The sequence below is a fragment of the Klebsiella oxytoca NBRC 105695 genome (genome assembly GCF_001598695.1).
Lineage (GTDB): Bacteria > Pseudomonadota > Gammaproteobacteria > Enterobacterales > Enterobacteriaceae > Klebsiella > Klebsiella oxytoca.
On record NZ_BCZK01000002.1, the window covers coordinates 330,997 to 347,645 of the forward strand.

Sequence of the window (16,649 nt, forward strand, 5' to 3'; positions counted from 1 at the left end):
AATTGACGTGCAAAAAAGCACGGAGCGCAAAATGGCAGCAGCTTATGCGGGGTAATGCTGGTGGGGTAAGGGATTGTGGTAGCCAAAGTTACACTTTGGCTACCGAAGAATCATGACTTTTGATGGTTGTTAGGTAGAAATATCGTCAGGATGCCGATTAGAGGCAGGAAAGCGCAGATTTTATAGACCAGTTCGATGCTGGTATGGTCAGCTAAGAGCCCCAGTACCGCGGCGCCAAGGCCACCCATGCCAAAAGCAAAACCGAAGAACAAACCAGAAACCATGCCGATCCGCCCCGGTAATAGCTCCTGGGCATAGACCAGAATGGCGGAAAAGGCTGAGGCAAGGATAAAACCAATTATCACCGTTAAAATCCCGGTCCATTCCAGGGATGCATAGGGTAAAACAAGGGTGAACGGCGCTACGCCAAGGATAGAGCCCCAAATAACATATTTGCGCCCAATCTTATCGCCGACAGGCCCGCCAATCACCGTTCCTGCCGCGACGGCAAAAAGAAAGGCAAACAGATGAAACTGGGCATTTTGCACCGACAATCCGAATTTTTGCATCAGATAAAAGGTGTAATAGCTGCTGATGCTCGCCATATAGAAGTATTTCGAGAAAATCAGCAGTAACAGGATACTGACCGCCAGAATAACTTTGTTTTTTGGCAACGGATTTACAATCAGCGCCTTCGGTTTACCTTTATTCATCCGATGCTGAGCGGCATACCAGCGGCTGATTTGCGCCAGCACGACGATCGCCAACAGCGCTGCCAGGACAAACCAGCCAACGTTACCTTTACCGTAAGGAGCGATAATCAGGGCCGCAAGCAGCGGGCCTAACGAGCTGCCAAAGTTACCGCCGACCTGAAATATCGACTGCGCCAGGCCATGGCGACCGCCGGAAGCCATACGCGCCACGCGTGAAGACTCCGGATGAAAGACCGAAGACCCGGTGCCGACCAGCGCGGCTGCCAGCAGAACCATACCAAAGCTCCCCGAGATCGCCAGCAGCACCAGACCGCTCAGGGTAAAGCACATGCCTATCGGCAGCGACCACGGCATCGGATGTTTGTCGGTCAGATAGCCGACGACCGGCTGCAATAGCGATGAGGCCAGCTGGAAGGTGAGGGTAATCATACCTATCTGCACAAAGGTCAGCGAAAACTCGGCCTGCAGCAGCGGGTAGATAGCCAGAATAAGCGATTGGATCATATCGTTTAGCAAATGGGAGAGGCTGATGGCGCCGAGAATGCGAAACGAGGTGCGTGCTTTTTGCTGCGCAGCAGCAGGGCCGGATAAGGGTTGTGCGGTCTGATTCATTGCCATAGGTTCACTTAAGTGTTTTTTATAGAGGATGCAGGTGGAATTATTATCTGCCTAACATACCTGCCCCTAAGGTTTGAAGGAAGTCGCAATTCTGAAAACATATTTGTCTAATCGGCCAACTCGCTATACTTTCGGCAGTTGTTACTTCGTCAGGGAGAGAAATATGCACTTTATGAAGCAAGGCGTTGCGCTGGCGCTATTTACGGCGCTATCGCTGGGGAGCCTGTCAGCGCAGGCTTATGAGCAGGATAAAACTTACAAAATAACCATCCTGCATACTAACGATCATCATGGCCACTTCTGGCGTAGCGACTACGGCGAATATGGGCTATCCGCACAAAAAACGCTGGTTGACGGTATTCGCAAAGAGGTGGCGGCAGAAGGCGGCAGCGTGCTGCTGTTATCCGGCGGCGATATCAACACCGGCGTGCCGGAATCCGATTTACAGGACGCGGAACCTGATTTCCGCGGGATGAACCTGATTGGCTACGATGCAATGGCGGTGGGGAATCATGAATTTGATAATCCGCTTAGCGTACTGCGTCAGCAGGAAAAATGGGCGAAGTTCCCTTTCCTTTCGGCGAATATTTATCAGAAAAGCACCGGCGAGCGTCTGTTTAAGCCGTGGGCGCTGTTCAAACGCGGCGGGCTGAATATTGCGGTTATCGGTCTGACGACCGACGATACGGCTAAAATTGGTAATCCCGAGTTCTTTACCGATATCGAGTTCCGTAAACCGGCGGAAGAGGCCAAACTCGTTATCCAGGAGCTGCAGCAGAATGAAAAGCCGGACGTGATTCTGGCTACTACCCACATGGGCCATTATGACAATGGCGCTCACGGTTCGAACGCGCCGGGCGATGTTGAGATGGCACGCAGCCTGCCTGCGGGAGCGCTGGCGATGATCGTCGGCGGTCACTCGCAGGACCCGGTATGCATGGCGTCGGAGAACAAGAAGCAGGTGGATTACGTTCCGGGTAGCCCGTGCGCGCCGGACAAGCAGAACGGTATCTGGATTGTGCAGGCCCATGAGTGGGGTAAATATGTTGGCCGCGCCGATTTTGAATTCCGCAACGGCGACATGAAGCTGGTGCGCTATCAGCTGATCCCGGTCAACCTGAAGAAAAAGGTCACCTGGGACAACGGCGAGAGCGAGCGCGTGCTCTATACGCCGCAAATCCCCGAAAATCCGCAGATGCTCTCCCTGCTGACGCCGTTCCAGAATAAAGGCAAAGCGCAGCTACAGGTGAAAATCGGTAGCGTAAACGCGCATCTGGAGGGCGATCGCAGCAAAGTTCGTTTCGTGCAAACCAATATGGGACGTTTGCTGCTGGCGGCGCAGATGGCGCGCAGCAATGCTGATTTCGCGGTGATGAGCGGCGGCGGAGTGCGTGATTCGATTGAAGCGGGTGATATCACCTATAAAGATGTGATGAAGGTCCAACCCTTCGGCAACGTGCTGGTCTATGTCGATATGAGCGGTAAGGAAGTGACCGAGTATCTGACCGCCGTGGCGCAGATGAAGCCCGATTCCGGCGCCTATCCGCAGTTTGCCAACGTCGGTTTTGTGGCTAAAGACGGCAAGCTCAATAATTTGACTATCAAAGGCGAACCGGTCGATCCGGCAAAGACCTATCGTATGGCGACCCTGAGCTTTAACGCCACCGGCGGCGACGGCTATCCGCATATCGATACGAAGCCCGGCTATGTTAATACCGGCTTTATCGATGCCGAAGTGCTGAAAGAGTATATCCAGAAAAACTCACCGTTGGATGCGGCAGCTTATGAACCGAAAGGCGAGGTAAGCTGGCAGTAACGTTTGAGCCAAACCCCGGTTGCGTAGCTACCGGGGCTACAGGTCTCAGCGGTTTTGGATTTTGTAGCCCGGACAAGGCGCGTCAGCGCCGCCTCCGGGATAATCCTCTGACGCAAAACCGTCAATTAATCGCGCCGCGCGATATCGGCGAATTTTGCCTCAAGGATCTTCGCCAGATCGCTGGCCGCCAGCTCAATATCCAGCCCGCGTTTGCCGCCGGAAATATAGATGGTGGCAAACGCCTGGGCCGGTGCGTCAATCACCGTCGGCAGACGTTTTTTTTGCCCGAGCGGGCTGATACCCCCCACCAGATAGCCGGTAACCCGCTGCGCGACCATCGGGTCTGCCATATCCACTTTTTTTGCGCCTAAGGCCTTCGCCACTTTTTTCAGATCCAACTGACCCGCAACCGGGGTCACTGCAACGGCCAGATGCTTCATGTCGCCGTTAACGGCAACCAGCAGCGTTTTGTAGACCTGGTCGGCGTTCAGTCCCAGCTTACGCACCACTTCGTCACCAAAATTGGTTTCGTTCGGATCGTGATCGTAGCTGTGGATTTGAAAACTAATTTTGTTTTTTTCGAGTAATTTTACGGCGGGAGTCATCGTTATCCTTCTTACCAACCGATTAAATGTGACATAAGCATACGCCCGACGGCTGTCTAAAAAATAGTATCATCTTGCGCAATAGTATTGGCAGTGATGGTCACTTTGAGCGACAATCAGACGATCCGGGGCGCGAACCCCGGAATAATAATAATGATGAAATTCCTCTTTGACGGGCCAATAGCAATATTGGCCATTTTTTTACGTCAGCATGTCCGGCAGATTCCCTTCGCCGTATAAATGCAGCGCCCCGACGGCAACCACGTAGCGTCCCGGCGGCAGCGCCAGCAGCGTTTCCCGCCAGGCGAGGTTGCGCTGGTGCATCAGAACGTCATACAGCGACTGGCTAAAGGTTGTCGGCAGCGAGGTAGCCCCTCTTGACGGCGGCTGATCGAGCCACCAACCGATCATCACCTGCAGCAGACGCGCATTTGTGCGCCAGTGGGTGAGGGTATCCTCCAGCAGCGCCAGACCGCCATCGGGCAGATCCCGCAGCAGCGCAATCTGGCTGTCGGCTCCCTCCAGCTCCATCACGCGGATATGGCTCTCGCGCGCCGCCATCAGCAGTTGATAATCAATGCCGTAATCCGCCCTGAGCCCCAGTTTTTGCGCCTGAGTTGCCTGCAGTACCATCGCTACCTGCCACAGCGGTTGACTGTCGAACAGCGCGACAGACAGGCCCATTTCTGCCGCTCGCTCTTGCAGTGCAGCAAGCTGGGGGGCGTTCAGGCGTTCCGCCAGCGGCGGACAGGAGGGGAGGTTGCTGAATGGCGTTTCGCTGCCGCTAATATCCGCTTCCACAATCAGCGCATCGGCCTGACGGATCTTTTTTAACAGCCGGGCGGGCGGCGGCGACATATCGCGGGTGCCCATATGAATACTGCCGACCAGGTGCAGATGGCGTTCCCCGGGAAGGGTGATATCCAGCGCGGGCCAGGAATAAGACGAGCCGAGGGCGGCTTGCCACAGCATTTTTATTCGGTTTAACAGGCCCATACGTGCTCCGTAGTGTGAAGCTTTCATGCTAGCGCCTGGGGAAGAACGGCGCAAGGAAAGTCCTGGGAAAGCGTCTGCGCGCAGGCACTGGTTTATCGGCTGGAGCACTCACCGGAACGAGCAGAATGACTGAACGTCGGCGTCTGGTTATTTTCTCGCACGGGTACACGGTCATCTGCGGTTGTGCTCCCGGCTAAGGCGTTGACGCCGCCAGCCGGGAATCCAACCGCACGGCGGCTGAAACGACAGGAGCTTAGGCTTCCGGCTTAGGATTTTGGCTTAAAGCGCAGCAGGCGGTTGGCGTTGCTCACGACGGTAATCGAAGAGAGCGCCATGGCTGCGCCCGCCACCACCGGATTGAGCAGCGTTCCGGTTAGCGGCCACAGGATCCCGGCGGCAATCGGAATGCCCAGCGAGTTATAAACAAATGCCCCCAGCAGGTTCTGCTTCATGTTGCGCAGCGTGGCTTTGGCGATCTCCAGCGCATCGGCGACGCCGTTCAGGCTATGGCGCATCAGGGTAATCGCCGCTGTCTCAATGGCGACATCGCTGCCGCCGCCCATGGCGATCCCCACATCGGCCTGCGCCAGCGCGGGCGCATCGTTGATACCGTCGCCGATCATCGCCACCTGATGTCCCTGGCCTTGCAGGCGCTTAATCGCATCGGCTTTACCGTCCGGCAGAACCCCGGCAATCACCTCATCAATGCCCGCCTCTTTAGCGATAGCGTTGGCGGTGGTTGGGTTATCGCCGGTCAGCATGACCAGACGATAACCCTGGCGGTGCAGCCTGGCTAATGCCGCCACGCTATCTTCACGCAGCGGATCGCGGATGGCGAACAGCGCCGCCGCCTGACCATCTACCGCCAGTAGCACCGGCGTCGCGCCCTGCGACGCCTGGGCGTTCATTTCGCCTTCTATTTCAGCCGTTGCTATCTTTTGCTCATTAAGCAGCGCCTGGTTGCCGAGCAGCAGACGGTGGCCTTCGGCTTCACCGCTGACCCCCAGTCCGCGTAGGGTGCGGAAATTATCTACCGCAGGCAGGCGTTGATCTGCGGCTTTGTCGAGGATGGCGCGCGCCAGCGGGTGGCTGGAGCCTTGCTCCAGTGACGCCGCCAGACGCAGTGCGGTGGTTTCATCGATGGCGGCAAAGGTTTTTATCGCCACCACCTGCGGTTTACCCTCGGTGAGGGTACCCGTTTTATCAAAGACCAGCGTATCCAGGGTGCTGGCGCGCTGCAGCGCATCGGCATCGCGCACCAGAACTCCGTACTCCGCCGCGCGGCCCACGCCGGAGATAATCGACATCGGCGTTGCCAGCCCCAGGGCGCACGGACAGGCGATAATCAGCACCGTGGTGGCGATCACCAGGGTATAGACAATTTGCGGCGCCGGACCGAAAAAGTACCAGATCGCGGCGCTGAACAGGGCTATCGCCACGACCGCCGGGACGAACACGGCGGAGATTTTGTCCGCCAACTGGCCGATTTCAGGTTTACTGCTCTGCGCCTGACGCACCATGCGGATAATACGCGCCAGGGTGGTCTGGCTGCCGACGGCGCTGGCGGTAAACAGTACGCTGCCGTCCTGCACTACGGTCCCGGCATGCACGGCGTCACCGTCGCCTTTTTGCTGCGGCACCGGCTCACCGGTGAGCATCGCTTCATCGAACCAGGCCTCGCCCTGGCTAATGATGCCATCGACCGGAACGCGATCGCCGGTGGTCAAACGCAGGGTCATTCCCGCCTGAACTTCCGCCAGCGGCAGATCTTTTTCGCCTTCGTCGGTGACCACCCGCGCTGACGGTGGGGTTAAATCGAGTAGTTTTTCCAGCGCTTTCGAGGAGCGCTGACGTGCACGGGCTTCCAGCATATGGCCGAGGTTAATCAGACCGATAATCATCGCGCTGGCTTCATAATAAAGGTGGCGGGCTTCCAGCGGAAACCACTGCGGCCACAGATTGACGCTCATCGAATAGAGCCAGGCGACGCCGGTACCCAGCGCCACCAGCGTATCCATCGTCGCGGTGCCGTTTTTCAGGCTTTTCCACGCGCTGCGGTAAAAATGGCCGCCGGCAAATACCATCACCGCCAGCGTGACAAGGCCGATAACCAGCCACAGGGTACGGTTATCATCGCTGACCATCATGTTGTCGCCGATCATCCCCCAACCCATCACCGGGATCCCGACCAGCAGGGCGACGATAGCCTGCCAGCGGAAGCGCTTCATTGTGGCGATGGCGGTTTCCTGCTGACGCTCGCGGCGTTCGAGGTCGTCTTCGATAGCCTCCGCGCCGTAGCCCGCTTTCTCTACGGCCTGGACTAATTCTGCGGCGGACGCGCTGCCCAATACCAGCGCAGTGCGTTCCGCCAGGTTGACCCGCGCCTGCGAGACGCCCGGCACCGCGGCGAGCGCGTTTTGTACCCGGGATACGCAGCTGGCGCAGCTCATGCCGTTGATTAACAGCTGCTGGCTGTCATCTACGTCACGGGCTGCCGGAAGCTCAGTGGTGGCCGCTGTCAGTGCTTCCGGCGGGATTGATGATTCTGCCAGCGGTTTAGCCTTTGGGTGGCTGAGCTCCGCGCCGTATCCGGCTTGTTTAATGGTCTCAATCAGCGCTTCCGCGCTGGCGCTGCCCGTGACGTGGGCTTCGGTAACGGTAACTTCCGCCTGCTCAACGTCGGGACGCTGCTCCAGGCTCTCTTTCACCCGTTTAACGCAGTGGCCGCAGGAGAGGCCATCAAGCGCGAGGTCGATAGTGTTAGACATAAATAACTCCTGAATAAATTTCCGGTTAATGATTGACCGAACACACTCTTTCATCGAGTATTAGCAAGGTTAAACCTTCCAGCAAGGGGAAGGTCAAGGGGGAAACATGAATATTAGCGATGTGGCGAAAAAAACCGGCTTAACCAGTAAAGCGATCCGTTTTTACGAAGAGAAGGGACTGGTAACGCCGCCGCTGCGTAGCGAAAACGGCTACCGCAGCTACAGCCAACAGCATCTGGATGAACTGACCCTGCTGCGCCAGGCGCGTCAGGTGGGGTTCAATCTGGAAGAGTGTCGCGAGCTGATATTCCTGTTCAACGATCCGTCGCGGCACAGCGCCGACGTGAAGCGCCGGACGCTGGAGAAAGTCGCGGAAATTGAGCGCCACATCAGCGAACTGCAGGGGATGCGTACGCAGCTGCTGGCGCTGGCGGACTCCTGTCCCGGCGATGACAGCGCGGACTGCCCGATCATCGATAATCTCTCGGGCTGCTGTCACCGCAAAGTCCAGGCCTAGCGGCCGTTAGGGAGCTCCCTGACCCGCAGCGTAATCCCCTCGACGGCGACGACTTCAACCTTACTGCCCGCCATGAGGTCGTCATCGGCTATTACCGGCCATGAACTGTCGCCCACGCGGACGTGTCCTCGGCCGTTAACCAGCGCCGTTTCCAGCGTAAAGCGGCGGCCAAGCAGCTGCTGTCCCCGCTGATTAAGCTGAGCGTCCGTCGGCTTCTGGCGTTTTACGCGGTTACGCAGCCAGCGCGACCACAGCCAGGCCGCCAGCAGGGTCAGCACGGCGAACAGCGTGCCCTGCCACTCCCAGCTAAACGGTAGCATCCAGACCAGCAGCCCGGTTACGACGCCGGCAATGCCGCTCCACAGCAGATAGCCGTTGCCGCCGAGCATTTCCGCCGCCAGCAGCAGCCCGCCAAGGCTGAGCCAGAAAATATGTGGGTGGGTGAGAATCAGCGCGATCATGATTTTTTCTGGGCGCCAGCCCCTTCCTTAATCAGTTCGCTGATCCCGGCGATGGAGCCCATCAGGCTGCTGGCATCCAGCGGCATCAGCACCACTTTACTGTTGTTCGCCGCGCCAATTTGCTGCAGCGCATCGGTATATTTCTGCGCGACAAAGTAGTTGATGGCCTGAATGTCGCCGGAGGCGATAGCGGACGACACCATCTGGGTAGCGCGCGCTTCCGCTTCCGCAGAACGTTCGCGCGCCTCTGCCTGTAAAAATGCCGACTGGCGTTCGCCCTCGGCTTTGAGGATCTGCGACTGTTTCTCGCCTTCGGCTTTGAGAATTTCCGCCTGACGTATCCCTTCGGCTTCCAGAATATAGGCGCGCTTAGTTCGTTCGGCTTTCATCTGGGCGTTCATTGAGGCGATCAGCTCCGCCGGCGGGCGTACGTCGCGGATCTCGACGCGGGTAATTTTGATGCCCCACGGGTTGGTCGCTTCATCGACAATATGCAGCAGACGGGTGTTGATGCTGTCGCGCTGGGAGAGCATTTCATCCAGTTCCATGGAGCCCAGCACGGTACGAATGTTGGTCATGGTCAGGTTGATGATCGCCAGCTCGAGGTTGCTGACTTCATAGGCGGCTTTCGGCGCATCGATAACCTGAATAAAGCACACCGCATCAATGGTGACGTTGGCGTTATCGCGCGAAATCACCTCCTGTGAAGGGATATCGAGCACCTGCTCCATCATATTAATTTTGCGCCCGATCCGATCCATAAAGGGAACCACAAGGCTCATACCCGGCTGCAGCGTTTGCGTATAGCGGCCAAAGCGCTCTACCGTCCACTGGTAGCCCTGAGGAACAATTTTTACCGACGCTCCGACGATAACCAGCGCGACGAAAATAAGAATGGGGATAAAAATCAGCATCAAAAACCTCCTGTCTTGTTGCCTGTTGATGCGCCGGGAGAGTGGCGCGCGTTTAACCAGAGTATATCTTTCCGCGCATCCGGGTGAAAGGAAAGTGGAGTAAACTAGAGGCGTTGTTGAAAAACTGGGAATAATAATGACCGAAAGTAACGCTATTTTGCGCCTGGAGAACGTGGGGTTTCAGGCCGATGATGTCACCATCCTTAATGAGATAAGTTTTCAGCTCAGGGCAGGGGAATTTAAGCTAATTACCGGCCCTTCCGGGTGCGGGAAAAGCACCTTATTAAAAATAATCGCTTCGCTGCTGAGCCCGACGTCGGGAAAAATTCTCTTCGCGGGTAAAGATATCAACACGTTGACGCCGGAAACCTATCGCCAGCAGGTTTCCTACTGCGCGCAAACCCCGGCGCTGTTTGGCGATTCGGTGTATGACAATCTGATCTTCCCGTGGCAGATTCGTAATAAACAGCCTGAACCCAAAGCGCTGGTCGCCGATCTGCTGCGCTTTGGGCTGGCGGAAAATACGCTGGAAAAGTCAATCAATGAACTTTCGGGCGGGGAAAAGCAGCGCGTTTCGTTGATACGCAATCTGCAGTTTTTGCCGCAGGTGCTGCTGCTGGATGAAATTACCAGCGCGCTGGATGAAAGCAATAAAACCAATGTGAATGAGATTATTCATCGCTACACCAGCGAAAAAAACATCGCCGTTCTGTGGGTCACTCACGATAGCAATGAAATTGCCCATGCGGATGAAGTGATTACGCTAAAGCCTGCTGGCGGAAGAGCGCAGGAGGAGAAAAAAAATGAACGGGCATAATATTACCAATGAGTCGCTGGCGTTATCTATGGTTCTGGTACTGGTAGCGATCGTGGTTAGCTACCGGGAAAAGCTGGCGCTGGAAAAAGAGATTATCTGGAGCATTTGTCGGGCAATAGTGCAGCTGATTATTGTCGGCTATGTGCTGAAATATATCTTTAACGTTAATCACGCCGTGCTGACGCTGCTGATGGTGCTGTTTATCTGCTTTAACGCCGCGTGGAATGCGAAAAAGCGTAGCAAATATATCGACAAAGCCTTTGTCTCCTCGTTTATCGCGATAACGACCGGCGCTGGGTTAACCCTGGCGGTGCTGGTTGTTTCCGGATCGATTGCTTTTGTGCCGATGCAGGTGATTCCGATTGCCGGGATGGTAGCCGGCAACGCGATGGTGGCGGTTGGACTTTGCTACAACAATATGGGGCAGCGTTTTAGCAGCGAGCAGCAGCAGATTCAGGAAAAGCTGAGCCTGGGCGCAACGCCGAAGATGGCGTCTGCAAGGCTTATACGCGATAGCATTCGCGCCGCGCTGATCCCAACGGTAGATTCGGCGAAAACGGTGGGGCTGGTGAGCCTGCCGGGGATGATGTCGGGGCTGATTTTCGCCGGGATTGATCCGGTAAAAGCGATTAAGTATCAGATTATGGTGACGTTTATGCTGCTATCGACCGCCAGCCTGTCAACGATCATCGCCGGGTATCTGACCTATCGGAAGTTCTTCAATGCGCGCCATCAACTGGTGGTGACGCAGCTGAAAAAACGCGCGTGAGATTTTTTCCCGGATGCGGCGCTGAACGCGCCTGTCCGGGCCACGAGAACAGCCATCCTGTAGCCCGGCTACGCGCAGCGCGAGCCGGGTGATTATCATTAATAAAGCAGAGAATAGAGCTGGCGTCGGTACTTCGCGGCCAGCGCGTCGCCGGTGCCGAGTGCGGAAAGGATCTCTTGCAGCAGTTTGCGAACCTCGCCGTTTCCGGCGCCTAAATCTTTTTGCAGATGGCTGAACAGCAGCGCCAGGGCTTCTTCGTTACGCCCCACCTGATGCAGCTGTAATGCCAGCTGGGAGGCCAGCGCCGCATCTTCCGGGTTCTGCTCAACCTGCTGCTGCAGCTGCTGAATTTCCGGCGTGTCGGCGGCTTTTTTCAGCAGCTCGATCTGCGCCACCAGCCCCTGATAGCGGGTATCCTGATCCTGCAGCGGCACGGTTTTCAGTACCGTTTCCGCTTCATCGGAACGATGGAGGGCAATCAGCGTTTCCGCCAGCAGCAGGCCGATCTGGCTCTCCTGATTCGACATCTGCCAGGCGTCTTTCAGCAGCGGCAGCGCTTCGGCGTAGTTCTCTTCCTCCATCAGCGCCAGCGCCTGCTGCGCTTTGAGCTCCTCTTCACGTGGCAGGAACTTATCCAGCAGCGCGCGAACCGCTTCTTCCGGCTGCGGGCCTTCGAAGCCGTCGACCGGCTGACCGTTCTGGAACAGGTAAACCGTAGGGATAGCGCGCAGGCCAAACTGCGAAGCCAGCATTTGTTCGGCATCGCAGTCAACTTTAGCGAGGGTAAACAGGCCGTTGTACTGGGTGGCGAGGCTCTCCAGTACCGGCGTCAGCTGCTCGCAATGCTGGCTGCGCGCGGACCAGAAATAAAACAGCACCGGCGTTGTCGCGGATTGCTGCAGCGTCTGGTGTAGATTAGCTTCGGTAATATTGACGATATTCTGTGCGGACATGAGCAAGTCTCTTTAATCGATATTTGTATAGATATATGGGGACGGCGGCAGGTGCTTCAACTCAGCCCTGGATAATTTTGTCCATCGCGCGGGTCGGCAGCAGCCGCTTAAGCAAGGCGACCGCGTGCGTCACCAGGGTTACCGGATAGCGTAGTTTCGGTTTATCGCTGACAAAAGCGTGACGCACTTTTTCCACCACCGCTTCCGGTCCGAGCGTGAAGCGGGCGGCGATACCGGGATTTTCCACCGGCTTATCGGCCTGAGTCTGGTTGACATTGTTGGTGAAGCGGGTGCGGATGGGGCCCGGCTCAATCAGGCTGACCTTAATGCCGCTGTGGCGCAGCTCCATACGCAGCGCATCGGACCAGGCTTCCAGCGCATATTTGCTGGCGGCATAGGCGCCGCGGCCCGGGCTGGAGATAATCCCCATAACCGATGAGGTCATCACGATACGCCCTTCTCCGTGCGGCTCCATGGCCGGAAGCAGTAGCATCGTTAGCTGATGAGCGCCAAAAAAGTTGGCGGAAAACTGCTGCTCCATCTGCCGGCGGCTGACGGTCGGCAGCGGGCCGTAGACGCCGTAGCCCGCGTTGTTAAACAGGCCGTACAGACGGTTGTCGGTCAGGGCAATCACCTCGGCGGCGGCACGTTCAACGCTCTGCGGATCGTCAAGATCCAGCAACACACCGGTCAGCCCCAGCGCCTGCATCCGTGCGACATCTTCCGCTTTGCGGCAGGCGGCCAGCACGTTAAAGCCCTGGCGCTTTAAATCCAGGGCGCTTTCAAGACCAATTCCGCTGGAACATCCTGTAACTAAAACCGATTTTTGCATAACTTTACCTGCAAATGACTCGCTGTTATCAGGAGTCATGATTAACTAAGGGAGCCAGGCGCGTCGCCATCCAGTCGGCAATAAACGGCTGAGCGTCGCGATTCGGGTGAATTCCATCATCCTGCATCCACTGCGGTTTCAGATAAACCTCTTCCATAAAAAAGGGCAGCAGAGGAATATCAAACTCTTTGGCCAGTGCCGGATAAATAGCGCTAAAGGCTTCATTATAACGGCGGCCATAGTTGGCGGGCAGGCGAATTTGCATCAGTAGCGGCTGGGCGTCCGCCGCTTTGATATGCTCAATAATGGTACGCAGCGTCTGTTCCGTCTGCTGAGGCGGGAAACCGCGCAGCCCGTCATTACCGCCGAGCTCAACCAGCACCCAGCGCGGCTGATGCTGCTTAAGCAGGGCCGGCAGCCTTGCCAGCCCCTGCTGCGAGGTATCGCCGCTGATACTGGCGTTAACTACCGGCGTTTTTGTCTGCCACTTATCGTTTAGCAGCGCAGGCCAGGCGGTATTGCCTGCCATACGATAACCGGCGCTCAGACTGTCGCCGAGAACCAACAGCGTGTCGGCCGCCATGGCGCGGCAGGTAAACAGGACCAGAAACAGGAAAGGCAAATGCCAGCGGAAAACATACTTGAAGTTCATCATCTTAAGAAATCCGTCGGTCAGGGTGAGCATCAGCTTTCCATCCTTACCGGAGTTGAGCTGGTTGTCAAACAGGGGCAGACCATCGCCCTGATTGGCGAGTCGGGGTCCGGTAAATCGACGCTGCTGGCGATCCTCGCCGGGCTGGACGATGGCAGCAGCGGGGAGGTTTCGCTGCTCGGACAACCGCTGCACCAGATGGACGAAGAGGCGCGGGCGAAGCTGCGCGCTAAGCACGTCGGCTTTGTGTTTCAATCTTTTATGCTGATACCCACCCTCAATGCGCTGGAAAATGTCGAGCTTCCGGCGCTGCTGCGCGGCGAAAGCGATAGCCAGAGCCGCGGCAGCGCCCGGGCACTGCTGGAGCAACTGGGGCTGGGTAAGCGCCTGCATCATCTGCCGGTACAGCTTTCCGGCGGCGAGCAGCAGCGGGTCGCGCTGGCGCGCGCGTTCAACGGCCGCCCGGAGCTGCTGTTTGCCGATGAACCCACCGGCAATCTCGACCGTCACACCGGGGATAAAATCGCTGACCTGCTGTTTTCGCTGAACCGCGAGCACGGCACCACGCTGATCCTCGTCACCCACGATCCGCTGCTGGCGGCGCGCTGCGACCGACGGCTGCGGCTGGTTGATGGCCAGCTGCGGGAGGAAGCATGATTGCCCGCTGGTTCTGGCGCGAATGGCGCTCGCCGTCGCTGCTGATCGTCTGGCTGGCGCTGAGCCTGGCGGTGGCCTGCGTGCTGGCGCTGGGCTCGATAAGCGACCGCATGGAGAAAGGACTTAGCCAGCAAAGCCGGGAATTTATGGCCGGCGACCGCACGCTGCGCAGTTCGCGCGACGTCCCTGGCGCATGGATTGATGAAGCGCGCCGCCTTGGTTTAACCGTCGGCGAGCAGCTGAGCTTTGCCACCATGACGTTTTCCGGCGATACGCCGCAGCTGGCGGATGTCAAAGCGGTTGACGACACCTATCCGCTATATGGCCAGCTGCAAACTCAGCCGCCCGGACTGAAGCCGCACGCCGGCACCGTGCTGCTGGCGCCGCGATTAATGGCGCTGCTGAATCTGAAAACCGGCGACACCATCGACGTGGGCGACGCCACGCTGCGCATTGCCGGCGAGGTAATACAGGAGCCGGATGCCGGTTTTAATCCTTTCCAGATGGCGCCGCGGCTGATGATGAACACCGCCGATGTGGCGAAAACCGGCGCGGTGCAGCCCGGGAGCCGCGTCTCCTGGCGCTATAAGTATGCCGGAACCCCGCAGCAGCTGGCGGACTACGAAAAGTGGCTGCTGCCGAAGCTGGGGCCTGAGCACCGCTGGATTGGCATAGAGCAGGACGACAGCGCGCTGGGTAAATCGCTGCAACGTTCGCAGCAGTTTTTGCTGCTGTCGGCGCTGTTAACGCTGCTGTTAGCGGTCGCCGCGGTGGCGGTGGCGATGAGCCATTACTGCCGCAGTCGTTACGATCTGGTGGCGATCCTCAAAACCCTCGGCGCCGGACGGGAGCAGCTGCGCAAACTGATTGTCGGCCAGTGGTTGATGCTGCTGGCGCTGGCGGTGGTCGCCGGCGGGGCGATGGGCGTCGGGCTGGAGCATATTCTGCTGGCGATGCTTAAGCCGGTGCTCCCGGCGGCGCTGCCGGCGGCGAGCGGCTGGCCGTGGCTGTGGGCGATCGGCGCGATGGTGGTGATTTCCCTGCTGGTCGGGCTGCGTCCTTATAGACTGCTGCTGGCGACGCTGCCGCTGCGGGTGCTGCGCCAGGACGTCGTCGCCAACGTCTGGCCGCTGAAGCTCTACATCCCGATCGTGTGCGCGGTGGTGGTGACGCTGCTGGCGCTGCTGATGGGCGGCAGCCCCCTGCTGTGGGCGGTTCTGGCGGGTGCCGTAGTGCTGGCGCTGCTGTGCGGCCTGGCGGGATGGGGCGTCCTGTGGTTACTGAAGCGTTTGACGTTAAAAGCGCTGCCGCTGCGCCTGGCGGTGAACCGTCTGCTGCGCCAGCCGTGGTCGACCCTGAGCCAGCTGGCGGCCTTTTCGCTGTCGTTTATGCTGCTGGCTCTGCTGCTGGTGCTGCGCGGCGATCTGCTTGACCGCTGGCAGCAGCAGCTGCCTCCAGAAAGTCCTAACTATTTCCTGATTAACATCGCACCGGAGCAGGTGGTGCCGGTAAAAACCTTCCTCGCCGAGCATCAGACCCGCGCCACCGAGTTCTATCCCATCGTGCGCGCCCGCCTGACGCAAATTAACGGCCAGGCAACGGAGGGCAATAAAGATGAAGCCCTGAACCGGGAGCTTAACCTCACCTGGAGCCGCGAGCGTCCGGATCATAATCCGCTGGTTGCCGGTAGCTGGCCGCCAAAAGCGGGTGAGGTGTCGATTGAAGAGGGGCTGGCGCAGCGTCTGGGCGTCAAGCTCGGCGATAGCGTGACCTTTACCGGGGATACTCAGGACTTTAGCGCGAAGGTGTCCAGCGTGCGTAAAGTCGACTGGGAAAGTCTGCGGCCGAACTTCTTCTTTATCTTCCCGCAGGGGGCGCTCGACGGCCAGCCGCAAAGCTGGCTGACCAGCTTCCGCTGGGATAATGGCAACGGGATGCTCACGCAGCTCAACCGCGAATTCCCCACCGTCAGCCTGCTGGATATCGGCGCGATTTTGCAGCAGATTGGCCAGGTGCTGACCCAGGTGAGCCGCGCGCTTGAGGTGATGGTGATTCTGGTCACCGCCTGCGGCGTTTTACTGCTGCTGGCGCAGGTGCAGGTCGGGATGCGTCAGCGTTACCAGGAGCTGGTGGTCTGGCGCACGCTGGGTGCCGGTAAGTCTCTGCTGCGCACCACGCTGTGGGCGGAGTTCGCGCTGCTGGGCGTGGTATCCGGCGTCGTGGCGGCGATTGGTGCAGAGGTTGCGCTGGCGCTGCTGCAAAGCAAAATCTTTGACTTCCCGTGGTCTCCGGACTGGCGCCTGTGGGTGATGCTGCCGCTGTGCGGGGCGATACTGCTGTCGCTGTGCGGCGGCTGGCTGGGGCTGCGTCTGCTGAAAGGTAAAGCGCTGTTCCGCCAGTTTAGCCAGGGATAGAGTGAGTTATATAGCCCGGGTAAGGCGTCAGCCGCAACCCGGGGTTTTCACCCGGCTCGCGCTGCGCTTAGCCGGGCTACCGTTTCTCAGCCGTCTGCGGGAAAGTCGCCCGGGTAAGGCGATAGCCGCAACCCGGGAGGGCTTCGG

The 16,649-nt window shown here is 58.1% G+C and carries 15 protein-coding genes; 6 read left to right on the forward strand and 9 right to left on the reverse strand.

The genetic code is table 11. The annotated features are described in order from the left end of the window. Positions 1-110 precede the first annotated feature (110 nt). Complete coding sequence (locus tag KO1_RS05175) at positions 111-1,331, reverse strand: MFS transporter (RefSeq protein ID WP_024273856.1); 1,221 nt, start codon at positions 1,329-1,331, stop codon at positions 111-113. A gap of 163 nt (positions 1,332-1,494) precedes the next feature. On the opposite strand from KO1_RS05175, the gene ushA reads away from it, so the two are divergent. Beyond that, entirely contained in the window at positions 1,495-3,147 is a 1,653-nt protein-coding gene (gene ushA / locus KO1_RS05180) for a bifunctional UDP-sugar hydrolase/5'-nucleotidase UshA (RefSeq protein ID WP_004099686.1), read from the forward strand. A 125-nt stretch (positions 3,148-3,272) separates the two neighbouring features. Here the strand turns inward: ushA and ybaK are convergent, their stop codons facing one another. The 3 genes from ybaK to copA all read right to left on the reverse strand — a co-directional run bounded on the left by ybaK (position 3,273) and on the right by copA (position 7,516). Further along, positions 3,273-3,752: a Cys-tRNA(Pro)/Cys-tRNA(Cys) deacylase YbaK gene (ybaK, locus tag KO1_RS05185; RefSeq protein WP_004099690.1), complete on the reverse strand. Its 480-nt coding sequence runs from the start codon at positions 3,750-3,752 to the stop codon at positions 3,273-3,275. Between the two features lie 201 nt (positions 3,753-3,953). Next, positions 3,954-4,748 (reverse strand): TraB/GumN family protein, encoded by a 795-nt coding sequence (locus KO1_RS05190; RefSeq protein WP_004099693.1) that lies wholly within the window; start codon positions 4,746-4,748, stop codon positions 3,954-3,956. A gap of 266 nt (positions 4,749-5,014) precedes the next feature. After that, a complete protein-coding gene (copA, locus tag KO1_RS05195; RefSeq protein WP_004099694.1) occupies positions 5,015-7,516 on the reverse strand; it encodes a copper-exporting P-type ATPase CopA in 2,502 nt (833 codons plus the stop codon). A gap of 106 nt (positions 7,517-7,622) precedes the next feature. Between copA and cueR the strand changes: the two genes are divergently transcribed. Then, on the forward strand, positions 7,623-8,033 hold the full coding sequence (gene cueR / locus KO1_RS05200) for a Cu(I)-responsive transcriptional regulator (RefSeq protein ID WP_004099697.1): 411 nt from the start codon (positions 7,623-7,625) through the stop codon (positions 8,031-8,033). Here cueR and KO1_RS05205 read toward each other — a convergent pair. Continuing rightward, positions 8,030-8,494, reverse strand: a complete 465-nt coding sequence (locus tag KO1_RS05205) for an NfeD family protein (RefSeq protein WP_004099700.1) — start codon at positions 8,492-8,494, stop codon at positions 8,030-8,032. The genes cueR and KO1_RS05205 overlap by 4 nt on opposite strands. Further along, positions 8,491-9,408 carry an SPFH domain-containing protein gene (locus KO1_RS05210; protein ID WP_004099702.1) on the reverse strand — a complete coding sequence of 306 codons (918 nt, stop codon included), beginning with the start codon at positions 9,406-9,408 and terminating at the stop codon, positions 8,491-8,493. Before KO1_RS05210 ends, KO1_RS05205 begins: the two co-directional genes overlap by 4 nt. Before the next feature lie 136 nt (positions 9,409-9,544). On the opposite strand from KO1_RS05210, the gene fetA reads away from it, so the two are divergent. Together fetA and fetB are read left to right on the forward strand one after the other, a co-directional pair. Further along, positions 9,545-10,225, forward strand: coding sequence for an iron efflux ABC transporter ATP-binding subunit FetA (fetA, locus tag KO1_RS05215; protein WP_004099706.1), 681 nt, complete (start codon positions 9,545-9,547; stop codon positions 10,223-10,225). Beyond that, the gene (gene fetB / locus KO1_RS05220; protein ID WP_004099712.1) at positions 10,212-10,994 is read left to right on the forward strand and encodes an iron efflux ABC transporter permease subunit FetB; all 783 of its coding nucleotides are present in this window, start codon (positions 10,212-10,214) and stop codon (positions 10,992-10,994) included. Before fetA ends, fetB begins: the two co-directional genes overlap by 14 nt. A gap of 98 nt (positions 10,995-11,092) precedes the next feature. Here fetB and KO1_RS05225 read toward each other — a convergent pair whose 3' ends face one another. The 3 genes from KO1_RS05225 to tesA all read right to left on the reverse strand — a co-directional run bounded on the left by KO1_RS05225 (position 11,093) and on the right by tesA (position 13,431). After that, positions 11,093-11,947, reverse strand: coding sequence for a co-chaperone YbbN (locus tag KO1_RS05225; RefSeq protein ID WP_004099714.1), 855 nt, complete (start codon positions 11,945-11,947; stop codon positions 11,093-11,095). Between the two features lie 61 nt (positions 11,948-12,008). Beyond that, the gene (locus tag KO1_RS05230; RefSeq protein ID WP_016808714.1) at positions 12,009-12,818 is read right to left on the reverse strand and encodes an SDR family oxidoreductase; all 810 of its coding nucleotides are present in this window, start codon (positions 12,816-12,818) and stop codon (positions 12,009-12,011) included. Next, entirely contained in the window at positions 12,808-13,431 is a 624-nt protein-coding gene (gene tesA / locus KO1_RS05235) for a multifunctional acyl-CoA thioesterase I/protease I/lysophospholipase L1 (protein WP_032692296.1), read from the reverse strand. Before tesA ends, KO1_RS05230 begins: the two co-directional genes overlap by 11 nt. On the opposite strand from tesA, the gene ybbA reads away from it, so the two are divergent. Both ybbA and ybbP read left to right on the forward strand, forming a co-directional pair. After that, positions 13,402-14,088 (forward strand): putative ABC transporter ATP-binding protein YbbA, encoded by a 687-nt coding sequence (ybbA, locus tag KO1_RS05240; RefSeq protein WP_004099723.1) that lies wholly within the window; start codon positions 13,402-13,404, stop codon positions 14,086-14,088. The two genes, tesA and ybbA, sit on opposite strands and share 30 nt — an antisense overlap. Beyond that, positions 14,085-16,502: a putative ABC transporter permease subunit YbbP gene (ybbP, locus tag KO1_RS05245; RefSeq protein ID WP_004099725.1), complete on the forward strand. Its 2,418-nt coding sequence runs from the start codon at positions 14,085-14,087 to the stop codon at positions 16,500-16,502. The genes ybbA and ybbP overlap by 4 nt, the downstream gene beginning before the upstream one ends. The last annotated feature ends 147 nt before the right edge of the window (positions 16,503-16,649 follow it).

What these genes read in the sequence shown, in the direction of transcription:
- fetA (WP_004099706.1), top strand. Translation starts at nt 9,545, where the DNA reads ATGACCGAAAGTAACGCTATTTTGCGCCTGGAGAACGTGGGGTTTCAG.
- ybbP (WP_004099725.1), top strand. Translation starts at nt 14,085, where the DNA reads ATGATTGCCCGCTGGTTCTGGCGCGAATGGCGCTCGCCGTCGCTGCTG.
- KO1_RS05190 (WP_004099693.1), bottom strand. Translation starts at nt 4,748, where the DNA reads ATGGGCCTGTTAAACCGAATAAAAATGCTGTGGCAAGCCGCCCTCGGC.
- KO1_RS05230 (WP_016808714.1), bottom strand. Translation starts at nt 12,818, where the DNA reads ATGACTCCTGATAACAGCGAGTCATTTGCAGGTAAAGTTATGCAAAAA.
- KO1_RS05175 (WP_024273856.1), bottom strand. Translation starts at nt 1,331, where the DNA reads ATGGCAATGAATCAGACCGCACAACCCTTATCCGGCCCTGCTGCTGCG.
- fetB (WP_004099712.1), top strand. Translation starts at nt 10,212, where the DNA reads ATGAACGGGCATAATATTACCAATGAGTCGCTGGCGTTATCTATGGTT.
- KO1_RS05205 (WP_004099700.1), bottom strand. Translation starts at nt 8,494, where the DNA reads ATGATCGCGCTGATTCTCACCCACCCACATATTTTCTGGCTCAGCCTT.
- tesA (WP_032692296.1), bottom strand. Translation starts at nt 13,431, where the DNA reads ATGAACTTCAAGTATGTTTTCCGCTGGCATTTGCCTTTCCTGTTTCTG.
- ybaK (WP_004099690.1), bottom strand. Translation starts at nt 3,752, where the DNA reads ATGACTCCCGCCGTAAAATTACTCGAAAAAAACAAAATTAGTTTTCAA.
- ushA (WP_004099686.1), top strand. Translation starts at nt 1,495, where the DNA reads ATGCACTTTATGAAGCAAGGCGTTGCGCTGGCGCTATTTACGGCGCTA.
- cueR (WP_004099697.1), top strand. Translation starts at nt 7,623, where the DNA reads ATGAATATTAGCGATGTGGCGAAAAAAACCGGCTTAACCAGTAAAGCG.
- KO1_RS05225 (WP_004099714.1), bottom strand. Translation starts at nt 11,947, where the DNA reads ATGTCCGCACAGAATATCGTCAATATTACCGAAGCTAATCTACACCAG.
- ybbA (WP_004099723.1), top strand. Translation starts at nt 13,402, where the DNA reads ATGCCAGCGGAAAACATACTTGAAGTTCATCATCTTAAGAAATCCGTC.
- KO1_RS05210 (WP_004099702.1), bottom strand. Translation starts at nt 9,408, where the DNA reads ATGCTGATTTTTATCCCCATTCTTATTTTCGTCGCGCTGGTTATCGTC.
- copA (WP_004099694.1), bottom strand. Translation starts at nt 7,516, where the DNA reads ATGTCTAACACTATCGACCTCGCGCTTGATGGCCTCTCCTGCGGCCAC.